This is a genomic window from Candidatus Cloacimonadota bacterium (genome assembly GCA_019429305.1).
Taxonomy (GTDB): Bacteria; Cloacimonadota; Cloacimonadia; order Cloacimonadales; family JAJBBL01; genus JAHYIR01.
Genome location: JAHYIR010000030.1, coordinates 1 through 19,124, shown reverse-complemented (window position 1 = coordinate 19,124; position 19,124 = coordinate 1). Strand labels below are relative to the sequence as shown.

General features: G+C 38.6%; 16 protein-coding genes. All 16 read left to right on the top strand.

The window, feature by feature from the left end; genetic code table 11:
* On the top strand, nucleotides 1–488 hold a 488-nt coding region (locus K0B81_08815), incomplete at its 5' end, for a nuclear transport factor 2 family protein (GenBank protein MBW6516696.1).
* 401 nt (nucleotides 489–889) lie between these two features.
* Complete coding sequence (locus K0B81_08810; GenBank protein ID MBW6516695.1) at nucleotides 890–2,020, top strand: M20/M25/M40 family metallo-hydrolase; 1,131 nt, start codon at nucleotides 890–892, stop codon at nucleotides 2,018–2,020.
* Nucleotides 2,017–2,772, top strand: a complete 756-nt coding sequence (dapB, locus tag K0B81_08805; protein MBW6516694.1) for a 4-hydroxy-tetrahydrodipicolinate reductase — start codon at nucleotides 2,017–2,019, stop codon at nucleotides 2,770–2,772. Before K0B81_08810 ends, dapB begins: the two co-directional genes overlap by 4 nt.
* Nucleotides 2,773–2,792: 20 nt before the next feature.
* Complete coding sequence (gene dapF / locus K0B81_08800; GenBank protein MBW6516693.1) at nucleotides 2,793–3,674, top strand: diaminopimelate epimerase; 882 nt, start codon at nucleotides 2,793–2,795, stop codon at nucleotides 3,672–3,674.
* Complete coding sequence (locus K0B81_08795; GenBank protein MBW6516692.1) at nucleotides 3,668–4,000, top strand: hypothetical protein; 333 nt, start codon at nucleotides 3,668–3,670, stop codon at nucleotides 3,998–4,000. The genes dapF and K0B81_08795 overlap by 7 nt, the downstream gene beginning before the upstream one ends.
* 1 nt (nucleotide 4,001) lies before the next feature.
* A complete protein-coding gene (locus K0B81_08790; GenBank protein MBW6516691.1) occupies nucleotides 4,002–4,670 on the top strand; it encodes a helix-turn-helix domain-containing protein in 669 nt (222 codons plus the stop codon).
* A gap of 78 nt (nucleotides 4,671–4,748) precedes the next feature.
* Nucleotides 4,749–7,268, top strand: a complete 2,520-nt coding sequence (locus tag K0B81_08785) for a TIGR03960 family B12-binding radical SAM protein (GenBank protein ID MBW6516690.1) — start codon at nucleotides 4,749–4,751, stop codon at nucleotides 7,266–7,268.
* A 3-nt stretch (nucleotides 7,269–7,271) separates the two neighbouring features.
* Nucleotides 7,272–8,282 (top strand): UDP-N-acetylmuramate dehydrogenase, encoded by a 1,011-nt coding sequence (gene murB / locus K0B81_08780; protein ID MBW6516689.1) that lies wholly within the window; start codon nucleotides 7,272–7,274, stop codon nucleotides 8,280–8,282.
* Nucleotides 8,283–8,304: 22 nt separating this feature from the next.
* A complete protein-coding gene (locus tag K0B81_08775) occupies nucleotides 8,305–11,379 on the top strand; it encodes a PDZ domain-containing protein (GenBank protein ID MBW6516688.1) in 3,075 nt (1,024 codons plus the stop codon).
* A gap of 36 nt (nucleotides 11,380–11,415) precedes the next feature.
* The gene (locus K0B81_08770) at nucleotides 11,416–11,739 is read left to right on the top strand and encodes a DUF4870 domain-containing protein (GenBank protein ID MBW6516687.1); all 324 of its coding nucleotides are present in this window, start codon (nucleotides 11,416–11,418) and stop codon (nucleotides 11,737–11,739) included.
* Between the two features lie 581 nt (nucleotides 11,740–12,320).
* Nucleotides 12,321–13,508, top strand: a complete 1,188-nt coding sequence (locus tag K0B81_08765) for an aspartate kinase (GenBank protein MBW6516686.1) — start codon at nucleotides 12,321–12,323, stop codon at nucleotides 13,506–13,508.
* Nucleotides 13,509–13,550: 42 nt separating this feature from the next.
* Nucleotides 13,551–15,581 (top strand): methionine--tRNA ligase, encoded by a 2,031-nt coding sequence (gene metG, locus K0B81_08760; protein MBW6516685.1) that lies wholly within the window; start codon nucleotides 13,551–13,553, stop codon nucleotides 15,579–15,581.
* 22 nt (nucleotides 15,582–15,603) lie between these two features.
* On the top strand, nucleotides 15,604–16,914 hold the full coding sequence (gene miaB, locus K0B81_08755) for a tRNA (N6-isopentenyl adenosine(37)-C2)-methylthiotransferase MiaB (GenBank protein MBW6516684.1): 1,311 nt from the start codon (nucleotides 15,604–15,606) through the stop codon (nucleotides 16,912–16,914).
* A gap of 130 nt (nucleotides 16,915–17,044) precedes the next feature.
* On the top strand, nucleotides 17,045–17,923 hold the full coding sequence (locus K0B81_08750; protein ID MBW6516683.1) for a YicC family protein: 879 nt from the start codon (nucleotides 17,045–17,047) through the stop codon (nucleotides 17,921–17,923).
* On the top strand, nucleotides 17,913–18,356 hold the full coding sequence (locus K0B81_08745) for a hypothetical protein (protein ID MBW6516682.1): 444 nt from the start codon (nucleotides 17,913–17,915) through the stop codon (nucleotides 18,354–18,356). Before K0B81_08750 ends, K0B81_08745 begins: the two co-directional genes overlap by 11 nt.
* Nucleotides 18,356–19,124 (top strand): hypothetical protein (locus K0B81_08740; GenBank protein MBW6516681.1); only part of this gene is annotated, 769 nt, incomplete at its 3' end. The genes K0B81_08745 and K0B81_08740, both read left to right, overlap by 1 nt.

Here is a 19,124-nt window from a genome sequence, read left to right as displayed (position 1 = left end):
CGGGGGAAATGAACCTGAGCAAATGGAATAAAGGAAAGGTTATGAGAATGAAAAAAGAACAAGTACTGAGCAGCTTGATATTAGTAATACTGATCGGGTTATTTGTCGCATGTTCCGAAGTAACGAAACCGGAAGCGGCATCCAGAATACAGATCAACCAGATCCTTGATGATATCGAAGACGCTGTATTTACTTATGATCCGGAAAAGATCATTGATTTTATTCATCAAGATTTTCTGCATAACGGGAATGACAAGATCGATCAGTCTTATGTCTGGCAAATTAGATTACTCCATTTTAATACCATGCAGATCGATAATAGAGAAATAGCTATAAGTCAGAATTCTGCTTTCGTATCGTTTGATATGACCCTAATTGCTCCCGATTCAACTGTAGTAACAGAGGAACCATCTGAGGAATATGGTGATATCTCTTACTTCATCCGTGATGAGGGTAAATGGCAGTTATACGGGAATCAGAGGTATTAGGGGTTAGGGAAAACATAAAGTAGGAATAGCAAGTCCATTGGAAGTAGAGCAAGCATTAACCACGAATGTACACTGATGAAAAAAGATTTACACTGATTAAAATTAGACGCACCGGAGGAAGGAGAAGCAAGTCCATTGGAAGTAGAGCAAGCATTAACCACGAATGTACACTGATGAAAAAAGATTTACACGGATTAAAATTAGACGCACCGGAGGAAGGAGAAGCAAGTCCATTGGTGAGGAAAAGCTACGAAGTAAAAGGTGCAGAACGCTCAGAGTGACAATGTTAGATTCTGAAAAAGAAATTAGGGGATGTAAAGATTAGTCTGATTATTTCTTGACATCAGATTATTCACTTAAATTGTGTAAAAAGTGAAATACTCCGATCAAGGGACAAATGAATGGAAAAATCGCTTATCGATTACTTTTTAACACTTGTACAAATTGATAGTGAATCAAAAAATGAGCTACCTCTCGCTCAAAAACTCAAATCAGATCTGAAAAAATTAGGAGCCAAAGTTCGTTTTGATCATGCTGCTGAGAAGACGGGGGGTACAACCGGAAACCTCATTGCTTCTTTCTCCGGGGAAAAGACAACTCCACCTATTCTTCTATGTGCCCATCTCGACACAGTAGTACCAGGAAGGGGGATTAAACCCGTTGTTGATGGTGATTTGATCAAATCAGACGGCACTACTATCTTGGGAGCAGACGATAAATCGGGAATTGTTCAGATAATCTGGGCAATAAAGGAATTAATCGAAAACAACGAGAACTATCCCTCCATTGAAATACTATTTACTGTCTCAGAAGAGATCGGTCTATGTGGTGCTAAAAATTGTGATTTTTCAATGTTAAAAGCCAAAGAATGCCTGACTTTTGATTCTCATGATGTAGGAACGATCATGAACGGAGCACCATCTCAGAACAACCTCCGTTTTAAGGTGCATGGCAAGAAGGCGCATGCCGGTGTCGAACCGGAAAAGGGATTGAATGCGATTAGAATAGCTTCTGAAGCTATTGCTGCTATCCCTTTAGGTAGAATTGACAAAGAAACAACTTGTAACATAGGAATTATTTCCGGTGGTGCAGCAACTAATATTGTTCCGGATTTGGTAGAGATCAAAGGGGAAGCACGATCTCATAATGAAGAGAAATTAACCAAATTATCAAATGATATCTCAGATATCTTCCGAGATGTAGTAACAAAACATAAAGTTAATGGAACTCAAGCAAAAGTTGATATCGAAATAGATAAGAGTTACTCAACATTTTATATTGATCCGGAAGATCCATTGATCCTGTTGGCACGTCAAGCATCACAGAACCTGAAGTTTCCCGACAGTGTTTATAAGGGTGGCGGTGGCAGTGATGCCAATATATTGAATCTTCACGGGATCAAGACGATCGTTATTGGTACGGGGATGAAAGATGTCCATACCCTACAGGAAAATATCAGCATTACAGATCTGAAAAATGGTGTTTTATGGGTAAAAGAGTTTCTGCGACTTTATGCTGAGAGGAAGAATTGATGTTACGAATAGCTCTTTTCGGGTATGGTCAAATGGGGCAGATGCTGGAAAAGCTTGCTCCCCAAAACGACTGTCAAGTAGTAAAGATTTTCGATCCTAACAGTGACAAATTCAACGAAGATATTGATGATTCCTTCTTCCAAGATGTTGATGTCTGCCTTGATTTTTCCTTACCGGAAACAGTTCTTCACAACGTTGAGTTAATCTGCTCTGCCGGGAAAAACATGGTCATAGGCACTACCGGATGGTATGATAATCTATCTAATATCGAGAATTTAGTTCGTATGCATGACAGGGGGCTAGTATATGCCGGTAATTTTTCACTGGGGATGAATCTCTTCTTTCTGATCACAGAATATTGCTCCAAGATAATGTCCAAAGCAGAAATCTATGATGTTTTTGGTTATGAGCTCCATCATAAGAAGAAAGCCGATAGCCCTTCAGGCACTGCCCGTGAACTGGCTGAGATCATTTTATCAAATTTCCCAGCTAAGAAAACTGCTCAATTTGATCGTTTAAATCGTAAAATATCCGAAGATGAATTTCACTTCGCTAGTATTCGTGGCGGTAGTATTCCCGGAACTCATATCATTGGTTTCGATTCCCCTTTCGATACAATAGAACTCAAACATACCGCTCGTAACAGAGAAGGTTTTGCTGTTGGTGCTCTGAAAGCAGCCCACTGGATAAAAGACAAAAAGGGTGTTTTCGAGTTTCAAGAGATATTCAATGAAATTTTACAAAATAAATAGGATTGAGTAGTGAGAATATTATGAATGACAATCAAGTGAACTTACACTTTACTAAGATGCAGGCACAGGGTAACAGTTACATATTTTTTGATTTCCTGGAAAAGAGTCCTCCTGTGTTTGATATACCGAAATTTGCCATATCTGTTTCAGACAAGAATTTTGGTGTAGGAGCCGATGGTATAGTTTTTTTGCTTCCTGATACCGAATCAGATGCTCATCTGAGAATTTGGAATGCCGATGGTAGTGAAGCGGAAACTTGCGGGTCTGCTTTAAGATCGGTAATGGCACTTCTCTACAAAAAAAGTAACGATTCTAAGAAAAACTACTCGATAAAAACTGCCGCCGGCATCGTGAATGGTACTGTTGTCTATCTCGATGATAAATATGAAGTGAGCATCGCCGTTAATAACATCCAGACAATATTATACGGTCATACTAAAGATGTAGATCCAATAGAGAATCTCATCAATGTAGATAAATGGATAGGGTTACCGGTCTCTGTTGGAAACCCTCATTTTGTAGTAATCGATCGTTTTCAGGAGTATGGAGCTGATATTACCAATACCGATCTGATACAACGAATTGGACCAGATATTACACAAGATGCAACATTTAAAGAGGGAATCAACTTAGAACTGGTCAAGATCATCAATCCGAGAAAGGTCGCAGTACGCGTTTGGGAGAGAGGTACCGGTGAAACACTTGCCTGTGGGACAGGTGCCTGTGCAGCTGTTTATGCCGGTTTTCATCTCGGCTTTCTTGATACAGAAGTAACCGTGATCTTTCCCGGTGGCAGAGTAACTGTCAATTTGAATCATCAAGAAAACAGTTGTCGGTTGTTAGGTTCTGTCGGTTTTGTTTTTGAGGGTCAATTAAATCCCAATGATATCTTGAAATGCTAATCAAAAGTCTGTTATTACTGCTACTCATAGCAATATTCTTTACTGCTTCACTGCAAGCCCGGTCGGAATGGTTAGGGAAAGACAAGGCAATGCATTTCATGACCAGTGCCTTCTTAACATATTGGAATTATGGCTTTAGTAATGATATACTGAATCAGTCAGAAAATAATAGTTATTTATACTCAATTAGCTTGACCACTTTTCTCGGTTTCAGTAAAGAGTTCAGTGATAAGCATATCAAGAAAACCCGTTGGAGTTGGCATGATATGGCTTATAACGGAGCAGGCATTGTGTTCGGGATCATTTTAATCAAGAATTTGAGGTAATATGGAAAATATCGGGAATTATTTACAAGAGAAGAGAAAAGAAAAAGGGCTGAGTTTAGATGAAGTTTCATCCAAGACGAAACTGCATGTCAATACCCTCAAGAACATGGAAAGTAACAATTTTTCATCTCTGGGTGGTGATGGTTACACAAAGATATTGATAACTACTTATGCTCGTGTTTTGGGATTGAGCCAGAGAGAAATAGATACCTTACTTAATAAAGCACCAAAAATTGATATAAAAGCCCCACGGCAATCGAATGAAATACTCCATCCCAAAACAATCCTTATCCATAAGAACTTCTTTCTGGTTATATTGTTGATCATCCTTATTGCCGTACTCACTTATGCTGTCGTGACTTTGTATGAAAGTGAGAAGATCTCCTGGCCTTTCTCCAGAACCCCAACACCGGTAGAAGAACCGGAACCACTGCAAGAAGATGAACCATTGGAACAGGACTCAGAAAACTTGGATATTAATACATACAATACGATCTATCCCTCAGATCCTGAAGATAATTTGTCCGGTAGCGACTCAGAAGAACCGATAAGGTTCATGACTTATACCACAGATAGAACTGATTATCTGACCTACTATAATATATGCAACGAAAACATTGGTGGAGATAATAACAGAGAATATTTTACCAGATATGTATGCTCCTTTTAGTCAGATATCCTTAAGAGATCTAACCATTTTTTGTTCTGATAGATTGAATAGTTTAGTTACACTTTTACTCAATGAATAATGAATAGCATAAAAAATTCGTATAATAAAGTAGCTTTCTCAGAAATACTCCCAGCGGTGAACAAACCATCCAGATATATCAACAGGGAGATCAATAGTTATCATAAGCAACCTCATCCCGAAAAAGTTAACTTCTGTTTAGCTTTCCCTGATCTTTATGAAGTCGGGTTTTCTCATCTCGGGTTGAAGATCCTCTATTCTATACTTAACAAAGAATCGGATAGTACAGCAGACAGAGTATATGCTCCCTGGGTTGATTTTGCCACTAAATTAAAAGAGAAGAGAATCCCGCTTTATTCTCTGGAAAACGGGATAGCCCTTCATGACTTTGATGTTATCGGTTTTACACTGCAATCGGAATTAACATATACAAATATCCTAATGATGCTGGACTTAGCTAAAATACCACTTCGAACTATAGAGAGAAATGAAAGTCATCCCCTGATCATAGCCGGAGGTTTAGGCGCAGCAAATCCCGAACCGTTGGCTCCCTTTTTCGATGCCTTCTTTATCGGTGAGGCAGAAGAGGGGATCATCGAGATCAAGAATGTACTTTTAAGTGCGAAAAAAGAGAAATTCTCTCGAGAGAAGACCCTAAAACTCTTACAAGAATTAGAAGGTGTCTATGTTCCGGCTCTATATAAAAAAGTCGCTCAAACCGTCATGCCCATAACAGGCAATTACCCGGAGAAAGTAAAAGTTCGCAAGTATCTTGATTTTGAGATAGGTAAGACCTATACTGATCAACTCGTATCTTGGCAGCAAGCGACTCATGATAGATATATCGCTGAAATTATGCGTGGCTGTAGTCGTGGTTGCCGTTTTTGTTTTGCCGGTTTCTTTTATAGACCTGTACGGGAGAGAAAAGTCGAAGATATAGTCGATCAGTTGTTAAAAGAGGTCAAACAACAGGGTTGGGAAGAGGCAGCTCTCCTATCACTCTCATCTGCTGACTACTCCTGCATAAAACCACTCCTTATCGAATTATATTCTGAACTTCATCAATCCGAAACTGATCTATCGCTCCCCTCCTTGAGAGCTGATAGTATTGACGATAATATCCTGAAACTGATGAATTCATTGAAACAAAATGGGATCACAATAGCCCCTGAGGCAGGTTCACAACGGTTAAGAAACATCATCAATAAAGACATCTCTGAAGAACAGATCCTGGAACTGGTAAAATTAGCAGTCGCAAATAAATGGAAAATCCTTAAACTCTATTTCATGATCGGTCTCCCCTGGGAAACAGACGATGATATTGCCGAGATTGGTGTGCTAATAGACCGGATTATGACTATTTCAGAAAAGAAACTGAATGTCAATATTACTATTTCTCCCTTCATACCTAAACCTCATACACCTTTTCAATGGGCTGAGATGCCGTCGCAAGAGGTATTATTAAATAGAATTTTTCAGATAAAGAATCGCTTAAACAGATATAAGCGGATCAAGATAAAATATCATGATGTCGATTCATCTTTCTTAGAGTGTATCTTGAACAGAGGAAACAGAGAAGTAGGTGAGCTGATTTATCAGGCATATAAGAATGGAGCATGTTTTGACGGATGGAATGAATGCTTTGATTTTTCTGTTTGGATAAAATCAGCAGATCAGTTAGATATTGATCTGAATCAATTCAGAAAAGGATTGACACTTGATCAAGAACTACCTTGGGAACATATTGATACCGGAATTGATAAAGAATTTCTCCGCTCTGAATACCATAAAGCTCAACAAGGTAGTATCACCGAAGATTGCCGTACAAGCAGTTGCTCGGAATGTGGTATTTGCACTCAAGACATCAAACCCTCTTATGCGGTCTATTATCGAAATCCTGAACTAATTTTAAATAAACCTTTGCGAGAGAATAAGCCGGGATTTAAATATCGGATAAAATACTCGAAAACAGGACTACTCCGTTTTGTTTCTCATTTAGATACACTGCGTATGTTACACAGATTGCTCAGAATGACAGGTCTTCCAATTGTTTATACTCAGGGTTATAATATTCATCCTAAAATACATTTCGGTCCCCCTCTACCTGTCGGAGTAGAAGGGAAAAACGAAGTTTTCGATTTTGAACTGGAAAAACCTTTGAAAAATTCTGATATATTACAAGCTTTTCTAAAAACACCGATCAAGGATTGGGAATGGCTGAATGTTTATCAACCTGATCTGGATGAGCTACCTAAATTAGACGATTACACTTATGAGAAAATAAAAGTCAGTTTCCATGCTAATGAATTAGCTTATTTCACTAACAAGCTCACTGAGTATGAGAGTAAAACCAATTGTTATTTCAGTAAGGAAAGAAAAGGGAAGATAAGAGAGCTTGATCTGAAGGAACTAATTACAGGTATCTTAATCACTAATAACTGCCTTAACATTGAGAAAAGAATCGCCGGAGCAAGTGTTTTCGATATCTTACTCAGTGTCTTTTCTATAGATCGTGAAGATACAGGGAAATACGATATAGTTAGAGAAACGATAATGACGGAAAAAGAATTGAAAAGTTGATAGATGAAAAAAGAGATTGAAATTATAAAACGAAATGTTCCGTTAAAGAGTCACTGCTCTTTTCAGATAGGGGGTAGGGCTAAGTTCTTTGCTGAACCGGAAAACTATGAAGAGTTACTGAATGTATTGGAATTCACAAGAAAGAATAGTTTACAACCCTTCTTCTTCGGCTTTGGTTCAAATCTCTTATTTCCTGATACTCCTGATAAAGCGACCTGTTTCATCTCATTGAAGAAAATGAATTCTTTCCAGATTGAAGAAGAGCAGTTGATAACCTTATGCGGAATGCCGCTTTCAATGTTGGCTGTTATTGGGTCACTTCTGGGAACAGAAGATTTCGATTTTACTTATCTTCTGCCCGGCAGTATAGGAGCCGGTTTATATATCAATGCCCGCTACTTTGAAAGAGAGATGTCTCAGATAGTAAGAGAGATCAAGTATATAGATCTTAATGACTTGAACAGAGGAATACAGACCATCAATGTTGCAGATTGTGAATATGGATATAAAATATCAATATTCCAGAAAAAACCGTGGTTAATAATCTCTGCCAGACTCACACTACCTGAGAACGCTAAGATCTCTGGCGTAAAGCTGGAAGTGATCAGAAACTTCTTACAGACCGAAAGTAACTATACAGCTTCTTTATCAGTTTTTTTTGACTTCTTTAAAGAACTGGTCGTGAGATTGAAAACAAAAAATTCTCAACAAATAAGATTGCGGGAAATCGAAAAACAACGGAATAAATATCGGCATTTCGAATTTCCTTCTGCAGGTTCGGTATTCAAGAACATTAGGGAGCTTGGTAAACCTATTGGTCAAATCATTGATGAGCTGGGTATGAAAGGGACAAGGTCGGGAGATGCTATGATATCTCCATATCATGGAAATATTATCATAAACTTGGGAAAGGGGAGGGCTATTGATGTTATCAATTTAATTGACAAGATGTCCAAATCGATTTTCAAAGCTCACGGACTACGTCCTGAAACTGAAATAACGATAGTTAAATAAAATAAATAAATAGGAAAAATCAATGAAGAGTCTAATAACAATAATATCAATCTTATTCATCTTTACGTTAGGGGCAATCGAACCGAAATTCATGAGAGATCCGGCAATCTCACCCGATGGTGAAACTGTTTGTTTCTCTTATATGACAGACCTCTGGTTAGTGCCATTTGCAGGCGGAGAAGCGAAACGCATTACAGTCTCTGCAGGAGATGATCGAGCACCCTCTTTCTCGCCTGACGGGAAATGGATCGCTTTCAGTTCCAACCGGGAAGGATTTAACGGCATCTATATTATCCCAGCCGAAGGGGGTCAGGCAGAACTGGTCAGCAGGGATGTGAATTCAGTCAGTGACTGGTTTAATGATAGTCAAAGAATATTGGGAACTCGCAATGAGATGCAGACAGGTACTGGTCTTTATGAAGTTTACTTAGACGGAACAAGGGCTCGAGAAATCACACCGGTCGGTAATCATTTTGCGAAATTATCTCCTGACAATACCAAGATAGTCTTTAATATTCGCGGAATGCCTTATAGACCTGCCTATAGAGGTAGCGTTAGTGGTGATCTGTGGGAATATGATATTGTTAATGACTCCTATACTCAATTAACAAACACTGATCTAACTGAAAGATACCCGGTCTATTCCCATGTAAGCCCACATATATATTATGGTGCTTCTGACGGACAGCTATTCCAATTATTTAGAACAGAAAACTACGATTTTGCTAATCAGGAACAATTAACCAATTTTGCAACATGGTCATTAAGGGATATCTCCATTGCGCGTCAAAAGGATCGGCTTGTTTTTGAGAAATTCGATGCCATCTATCGTTATGATGCGGAGATTGGGATTGTGGAGAAGATCGATATTATCATCCGTCAGGATTTTCTTAGTAACTATCAGGTCAGAGAGAAGTATTTTAACAAGATGAAAAATTTCGCTGTTTCTCCGGATGGTAAGTTTATCGCCTTTTCCTATAAATTTGATCTCTTTGCCATGCCGGAAAAGGGGGGAGAGGTAAAGCAGCTTACTTTTGATAAAAAAGGGATCGAAGATATTGTTATCTTACCTGACAATCGCACTATCTATTTTCTCATGCGGGATCAGGGAACTCCTCACCTCTATTCAGTTGATATCCAAGACCCGGATAATATTGTGAAAAATCTCTGGTCTGAAGGGAAGTACATTCAATATATTTATCCCTTATTCAACAATTTTTTAGCGATCCATTATGAGATCGGAGAAGACCGGTGGAAGGTTGCTTTGATGGAAACCAACACCGGTGAGATCTTCGATATTATGGAAGAGTTTCCTGTCTGGTCAAGATTCATAGCAGTAACACCAGACGCCAAATATGCCTTTTATGTCACTACTCGTCGCCAGGTTTGGTCAAGGCATCTCTATCTCTATGATATGCAGAACAAAACCAGCAAGTTATTGCTAAATCATTCCGAGTATATCGGTAATCTCTTTCTTGGTCATGATATGAAATCTCTTTTTATGACTTGGGGCAGCGATCTGGCTCGGTTGGACCTTTTACCGATCCCTGATTTTTATAAAGAGAAAGATAATTGGCAAGAGATCCTTGAACCAGAAATTGAGAAGGAATCGGGCAAGAACGATACTTCCGAAGAAGTGGAGATAAAAGTCGAATTTGAGGGTCTTAGAAGCAGAATAAACATAATTAGTTCCAGATCAGGAACTAATTATGTTGCGCATGTTATTTGTGATTCTACTCTTTACTATGTAAACCAGCAGCGCAATACTTATACATTAAGAAAGATCGATTATTATGGCAGAAATGATGAAGAGATTATCAGTTTCACAGGTAATGTCAGCAACTGGCAATATAACGAAGCAAATAAAAATTTCTATGCTGTAATTGATGAAACACTATATAGGATCAATCCGTCGACACGTAGAAGAGATATGATCACCAACGAATTCGAATATGAGTATAACGAGTTAGAGCTAAATAAAAGAGTATTTGATGAGCTTTGGGTCGAATTCGGTCGTAACTTTTATGACTATCAAATGCACGATAGAGATTGGGTTGAGATGTATCAGAGATATCGTCCCTATGTGCAATACAGCTATATTACCGATTATCTCTCTTATGTAGTAGATGAAATGATCGGAGAGCTTAATGCCTCTCACACCGGCTTCTATCCTCGTTCTGCTAATGGTGTCGATATAGTCAGGGCTGCTTATACGGGATTGGTCTTAGATTACTCGAATAGACTTAATGAAGGTATTCAAGTAAAAAAAATATATCGTCATTCCTCACTATATCAGGCAAACGGTATCCGAGCAGGTGACCTGTTGCTCAGTGTTGACGGGATTAAGATCACACCCTCAACTTCCATTGAATCGCTTTTTGCCGGTAAGATAGACAAAAAAATCGTCTTGGAATTCAGAACACCTCAGGGATTGAAAAAAGCTGAAATCAAGGGTCTCTCTTACGGTCAACAATATGATCTTTATTATGAAAATTGGGTAGCCGAACGAAGAGAAATAGTGGATAACTTAACTGATAATCGGTTGGGATATATTCATATCCGGCGCATGAACCAACCAAGTTTACAACAATTTACCACCGATCTGTTTGCAGAGAATTATGATAAAGAAGCGATAGTCTTGGATGTCCGTTTCAATGGCGGAGGGAATATCAGCCGTTCGCTTTTAGATATACTAACCCGTGAATATCGAGCTTATACTACAAGCAGAGGATTTCCTTCCGAACAGTTTAAATCACCCGGACAGATCTGGGAAAAACCACTCGTACTCCTGATCAATGAGAACTCTTTTTCTGATGCCGAGATCTTTCCTATTCTTTTTCAACAGCTGGGCTTAGGTAAAGTGATTGGAGTACCAACTAGCGGTGGGGTGATTGGAACTACCCCTTATCAGCTTATGGACGGCTCGTCAATGCGTTTACCAAGATCGGGCTGGTACACTCTCGACGGAATTAATATGGAAGGTAGCGGTGCCACCCCCGATATATTTGTTGACCATTCACCGGAACAGATTATCAATGACGATGATCAACAATTGAAAACTGCTATCCAGGTTTTAATGAGAAAACTTCAAGAGTAAGTTGTTACTCTTTAAGTATAGAAATGGAGGTTACTAATGGAATCAAATCAAAATCAACGCACAATGGCTTTATTAGCCCATCTATTGGGTCTTTTTACCGGCTTTATTGCTCCTCTGATTTTATACCTTGTGTTAAATGATCAACCGTATGCCAAAGAACAGGCAAAAGAGGCTTTGAACTTTCAAATCACGGTCATTATTGGCTTAATTGTCTCATTTATCTTAACTGCCATTCTCATTGGAGTGCTGTTACTGGTAGTTGTTTTAGTTCTTGATACCGTCTTCTGTATTTTGGCAACAATAGCAGCCAGCAGAGGTGAGGATTATCGTTATCCAATATCGATCAGAATAGTTAAATAATAAAGGTAATGGAGCTCCGCTCCATTTGGGTGGCGGGGCGGGTAGGTCATCATTATTCCAGACACTGAAGTGTCTGGCTATCATATTTCATACCCCTATCGGGGCATGATCTTATATTACTGTGATAAAAGTTAGTCGGTGATGAGATCTCTCCGTTTCGCTTCGCTTCAGTCGAGATGACAATAGAAAGGAAGCTTCAGTCGAGATGACAATAGAAAGGAAGCTTCAGTCGAGATGACAAAAAAAATATCTCGCTTTACTTTGACAGCACCCTTTATGGGTGCTATATAATAGCCTGCGACTTCAGTCGCAGGTAATGGAGCTCCGCTCCATTTGGGTGGTGGGTGGGGATTAGGTCATCCTTATCCCAGACACTGAAGTGTCTGGCTATCCTATTACATACCCTTACAGGGCATGATAAAGATCTTATTAAATCTTCCTGGCTATCCTTCCGCCGGTGCGTCTTACTTTTATTCGTGTTCATCTTTTTTAATCTGTGTCCATCCGTGGAAGATACTTGCTATTCCTCAATATCAAATAGTTATTGACACATCATTGCTCTGAAATTTTTCTAAAATGTTATGGCAATAATCGTTAAGAAATTTGGTGGAACTTCAATCGGCACTATTGAGCGTATTGAAAAGCTGGCTGCTAAACTTGTGAAAGAGAGGCAACAAGGGGATCAATTAGTCGTCGTCGTATCGGCAATGGCTAAGACTACAGATGAGCTCTTTTCTCTGGCTCATAAGATCAGCAGCAATCCTTTTCAGCGGGAGCTCGATATGCTGGTTACGGCAGGGGAGAGGATAAGCATGTCTCTTCTCTCAATAGCTCTGCATAAATATGGAGCATCGGCAATTTCTTTTACCGGTTCTCAGAGTGGTATCATCACCGATAATTGTCATGGCAATGCCAGCATCATCAATGTAAGTGCGTTTCGCATTAGAGAGGAATTAGAGAAAAATAAGATAGTCATAGTCGCCGGTTATCAGGGTGTCAGTCTCAATAAAGAGATAACAACCCTTGGCAGAGGTGGTTCTGATACGACGGCTGTAGCTCTCGCCGGCTATCTTGACGCTCAAAACTGTGAGATCTATACTGATGTTGAGGGAGTCTTTACCGCTGATCCATATAATATCAGCAATGTTCGCAAGATTAATAGTATTGACTACGATCAAATGCTCTATTTAGCTAGAGCCGGATGCAAGGTCATTCATCCGAGAGCTGTAGAATTTGCCATGAAGTACAATATAGAACTGGAGATCAAATCGTCTTTTAATGATCTTCCGGGTACATTAGTTAAAAAGGATTTAGAAATGGAAGAGAAGAAAATATTAGCAATTACAGGTAGAAACCATCTTACCTGCTATGATATAGCACTAACAAAGGAAGAAACAGGAAAAGTGTTATCTGCTTTGAAGATGAATAATCCGGAAATTTTAGAGTATGCAATACCGGAAACTGAGTTATTCAGAATAATCATTGAAGAGAAGAATGAAGAAGTTCTCTCCAAAAAATTAGCTGCTGAAGATATTAGAAACTACAACAAACTCGGAAATCTAAGCTCAATCACTTTTACCGGATTAAGAATGATCAATGATATGGGGATACTGGAAAAGGTCATACAAACTCTTCAGGAGAAGAATATTGAAATCTTTTCGCTCACTCGCAATCATCTCGGTTTTACTTTATATATCAAAACACCTGAGAACCACGATTTGATCGAGTATTTTCATAATTCCTTTATAGTTGAAGGAAATGTTAAATGATCCAACAATTTCTATATTCAGAAGATAGATAATGGAGTAATAATGGAAAAATTTTTAGTAACAAGTGCCCTACCTTATGCCAACGGACCTTTACATATCGGACACATAGCAGGTGCCTATCTGCCGGCAGATATCTTTGTCAGATATCTACGGCTGAACAACAAAGATGTAATCTATATCTGTGGAACAGATGAACATGGCGCTCCGATCTCTATTCAGGCAGAAAAAGAAGGTGTAAAACCTGAGGATATTGTCGCAAGATTCCATAAGAGCATCAAAGAGAGTTTTATCGGTCTTGATATTGATTTCGATAACTTTTCCGGTACTGCCAGACCGGTTCATCACAAAATAGCTCAGAAGTTTTTCCTTAGTTTGCTGGAGAAAGATTATGTTAATGTTCATTCCAATCAGCAATTTTATTGTGAGCATTGTAATCGTTTTTTAGCAGATAGATATGTAGAGGGAACTTGTCCGTTTTGTTCACAAAACGGTGCTCGAGGAGATCAATGTGATGCCTGTGGTAAGTTAATGGATACTATCACGTTAATCGAACCGAAATGTAAGATATGTCACAATCAACCTGTGATCAAGGAGACCTCACATTGGTTTCTTAATTTACCGGCGTTTCAAGATAAACTCAGAAACTGGTTACAGTCGAAGACCTATTGGAAAGAAAATATATTACGGTTCATTCTCGGTCTGCTCGACGAAGGGTTAAAAGAACGAGCCATTACCAGAGATATTGATTGGGGAGTACCCGTTCCTCTGGAAGAGGCGGAAGGTAAGGTCTTATATGTCTGGTTTGACGCCCCTATTGGCTACATTTCCTCTACTATCGAATGGGCTGAAAAGATCGGAGAACCTGAGAAATGGAAAGATTACTGGCTCAATCAGGATACTAAACTGATTCATTTTATCGGCAAAGATAACAATGTCTTTCATGCTATCTTCTGGCCTGCTGTTCTAATGGGGCAGAAGGAGCAATATGTTCTGCCGCACGACATCCCAGCCAATGAATTTCTCAATCTGGAAGGGCAGAAAATATCTACCAGCAAGAATTGGGCTATCTGGGTTAATGACTTCCTGCAAGAGTTTCATGGTGATCTTCTTCGCTATTATCTGGCTATTATCGCACCGGAATCAAAAGATAGTGATTTTAACTGGAAAGAATTTCAGGATAAGAATAACAGTGAATTGTCCAATACACTTGGTAACCTTGCTAACAGGGTTTTTGTCTTCTCTCACAAGTATTTTGCAGGAAAGGTAAAAAGACCGGAAAATCTTAGTGACTATTCGCAAAAAACACTGCAGGAAGCTAAATCACTGTTGCCAGAGATCGATGATTGCTATCAAAACTATCGGGTGAGAAGGACTACCAAACTTATTATGGATATTGCCCGCTTGGGTAATAAATACTTCGATGAAAGAAAACCCTGGGAAGCGGTAAAAAGCTCTCTCGATGGGGCAGAGGAGACATTGTATGTCTGTCTTGTGCTATTGAAGTATATCTCTATCGTTCTCTACCCCGTTATTCCTCGTAAAATGCTCGAGTTAAGATATGCGATGAAACTCCATAACAGACCGGAGTGGAAGGAGTTAGAGGAAGAACCGGCATCTTTTGAGATAGGGGAGAGCTCTCCACTATTTCCCCGTATTGAAGACGATATTATCAGCAAACAGTTAGCTAAACTATATGCCAACGCTAAGTTAAATGATAATGATAATAATAAAACAAACATTAATCACAAAGATATCATTGACTATGACGACTTTCAAAAACTGGAGATCAGAGTAGCTGAAGTTTTAGAAGCTGAACCAGTTCCAAAATCTGATAAATTACTCAAATTGAGAATCAAGATAGGAAGTGAAGAAAGGACTGTTGTTGCCGGTATCTCACAGTATTATGAGCCGGAAACTCTTATAGGGAAGAAAGTGGTTATCCTCATGAACCTGAAACCGAGAAAGATATTCGGTATGGAATCACAGGGGATGATCCTCGCCGCTTCGGATGATAAGGGGCTATCTGTAATAGTGCCCGACAAAGATATTCCTTCCGGTAGTGAAATTTCATAGCAACCATCATTAATTAAACTACATGAATAAATTTTATATCGAAACGTATGGCTGTCAGATGAATGTCTCTGATAGTGAAATAGTGAGCAGTATTTTGCAGGGAAACGGATTTGTTGCTGCATCTTCAATTGACGATGCTGATATAATAATCTTTAATACCTGCTCAGTTAGACAACATGCTGAAGAACGGGTTTTAGGAAGAATATCCAATGAAATGTCTAAAAAACAACTGAAACCACTCCTAAAGATCGGGATCATCGGTTGCATGGCACAGAGATTAGGTGATAAGCTCCAAAAGCAGATTAATGGGGTAGACTTTGTTGTCGGAGTTGATAGTTATCGTCAATTACCCGAGGTATTAAAACTAAAACGCCCTAAAAGCGATTTTAACAGCAAAACTAAGCAAGATAGTAGTGAAATGTATTCGGAATTTAAACCGCTCAGAAAAAGCGATTTAAACGCCTTCATTACGATTATGCGTGGTTGTGATAATTATTGCTCATATTGCATCGTCCCATATCTGCGAGGTAAAGAGCGGAGCAGACCTGTTGAAGATATCTTGCAAGAAGCATATCAAGCCGGTTTAGATGGTTATAAAGACATTACGCTCTTAGGACAAAATGTCAATTCCTACCAGTGGAATGATACAACTTTTCCTCAATTACTTGAAAAACTGAACAATATAGAAACTATTGAAAGGATAAGATTTATAACATCTCATCCTAAAGACCTTTCTGATGAATTAATAGATGTCATGTCTTCGAACGAAAAGATCTGTGAACATCTTCATCTCCCGATGCAATCGGGTGATGATACTATTCTTAGTAAAATGAATAGGGGATATACTTACTCCCATTATCGTAAAATAATCGATAAATTAAGGTCAAAGATCCCTTCTATAGCAATAACTACAGACCTTATAGCTGGCTTCCCTTCTGAAACCGAAGAACAATTTTCAAAAACTATTGCAGCTATGCGTGACATAATGTTTGATTTTGCTTTTATGTTCAAATACTCTCCCAGAGAGGGTACTGCTGCATACAAATTATCTTATGATGTACCAGATGAAATTAAGCTGGAAAGATTAGATAGAATGATTAAACTGCAAAATGAGATTACATTAAGTAAGTATAGAGATAAGATAGATGAGATTGTCGAAGTTTATGTCGAGAAAATCAGTAAGAAGTCCCCTGATGAACTATCGGGAAAGACCAGAGATTTTAAAATAGTAGTTTTCCCAGGAACTAAAGATCTAATCGGTTCATTCCAAAAAGTAGAAATCACTGATGCTACCGGATGGACTTTAAAAGGGAAACTTATCAACAAGATTTAAAAACTATGAAAAAGATACGAGAGAGAGGAAGTTTGGCAAACCACCCAGAAGATATGATAAGCTATATTATGTAAACCTTAGGGTGTATTAGTTATTTTATTGAAAAGAAAATGAGATACGGAGATATAAAATGAAGAGTATGACCGGCTATGGAAATAGCAAATTTCAGGATGAATTTTACGAAGTTGATGTAGAGATCAAAAGTCTTAACCATAGATTTTTAGATATGAGTGTATATACCAACAATGAGATCAATCATCTCGAATTTATGATCAGAAAGCAAGTCAGCGAGAAGATCAAACGTGGCAAGGTATATGTAACAGTAACGGCAACGGATAAGAGCATACCTGATTTGGAACTGGATAAAGAGTTATTAGAACAATTAATAAGAATTCATAAAGATTCTTATGAAGCTATGACGATTGATAAAGAGCCAGATATAGATGAAATACTGAAGTATGAAGGTGTGATAAGAAGGAGAAAAATGCGTTACAATGATGAAAAAATGACATCAATCATTGAAAATACCTTGCAAAAAGCCCTGGAATCATACCTAAAAATGACCTATTTAGAAGGGGCTATAGTAAAAGAATGGCTCAAATCATCCATGGAACGAATTGCTAAAGAATTAGTTACCATAGAAGCTCATCTCCCCCAGTATCGAACCGATTTGCATGAGCGACTTAAAAAGGTTATCGAGGAAGTATTGAAATTTCCTTTAGATTCTGATATAGAAAAGCGTTTAATGGTCGAAGTTTCTTTTTACATAGATAAATACGATATCAATGAAGAAATAGTACGTTTGCGTGATCACCTTGAGAAGATGACAGAAATCCTTAAAATAGATGGACAGGAGACCGGTAAAAAGATGAACTTCATTATTCAAGAGATGCAGAGAGAGATCCAGACTTTGAGTGCTAAATTCAATAATGTGCAGGTCTTTCCTTCAATCTTAGCTATCAAAGAACAAATTGAAAAGTGCCGGGAGATGATCCAGAATGTCGAGTAGTAATGAGATCTTGTTAGAATGGGAATCTTTCCCTTTAAGAGAGAATCCTCAGAAATCGCTTTTTGCCGTCTTTATTTTAATTGCCATCTTTGCTATTCTCTGGTATATAACTATTGTCTTATGGCAAATGCCCTTATTCTATATCCTGGGGATAATCTTAGTTATTGTTGAGCTTCTCCCCTACTTTATACCTACCCGTTACATCATGATGGAGAACCGATTTGAGGTTTATTATCTTTCTATCAAAATAGAAAAGAGATATGAAGATTTTCGATGCTTCTATGCTGATGACAAGGGAATAATGCTGGGAACTTTCCTGCGACCACGCTGGCTTGATAAATATCGTGGTCAGTCGTTACGGTTCTCGAAAGATAAGAGTGAGAAAGAAGAATTGTTAAAGCTATTAGAAAGAAAGATAGGAAATCGCAGATAATGCCGAATAAGAATAGACGAGAAGAGATAGAGAAGCTGATCATAGATTATTTAGAGAAGAATAGAAATAGTTATTATTCCCTGAGAGATCTGACCCAGTTATTACCATTACGGAAACACGAGCATAGAGAACTACGTGATATCATGAACTCTCTTAAGCGAGATGGCAAGATCATCCTGCGTAATAAACAATTTGGCATTAAATCTTCACCTCAACAGAAGATTGTTGAAGGAAAATTCGATGCTGGTTCTTTGGTCAGAGGATATTCTTATGCTTTCGTTAATAACAAGAATGGTGATATATTTATCGATAGTGAAGATATCAGTAGTGCTTATCATGGTGACACAGTCCGGGTGGAGATCAAATATCGCAGACGTGGATTATTGTACGGAAAAGTTCTTAAAATAGTCAAGAGAGCTAACGATAAGCTGAGTGGCAATATCGACGCCTATCAAGGCAGATACTATCTTGTTCCTGATCTGGCGAGAATCCACACAACTTTCGATATTACTGATCGTGGTGGAGCAAAAGTTAATGACAAAGTACACCTCCAGATTGAAGACTGGGGTAATCGTGAGATGAATAAAAGACCACGCGGTAAAGTAATCGAGATCCTTGGTACAGCAGGAGACACCAAAGTCGAAGAGTTAGCCCTGATCAAACAGTTTGAATTACCCCTATTCTTTCCGGACGAAGTGATTGCAGAGACCGAAAAATTGAACGATGAGGTCGACGAAAATACGCTTCATAACAGAAAAGATTTCCGAG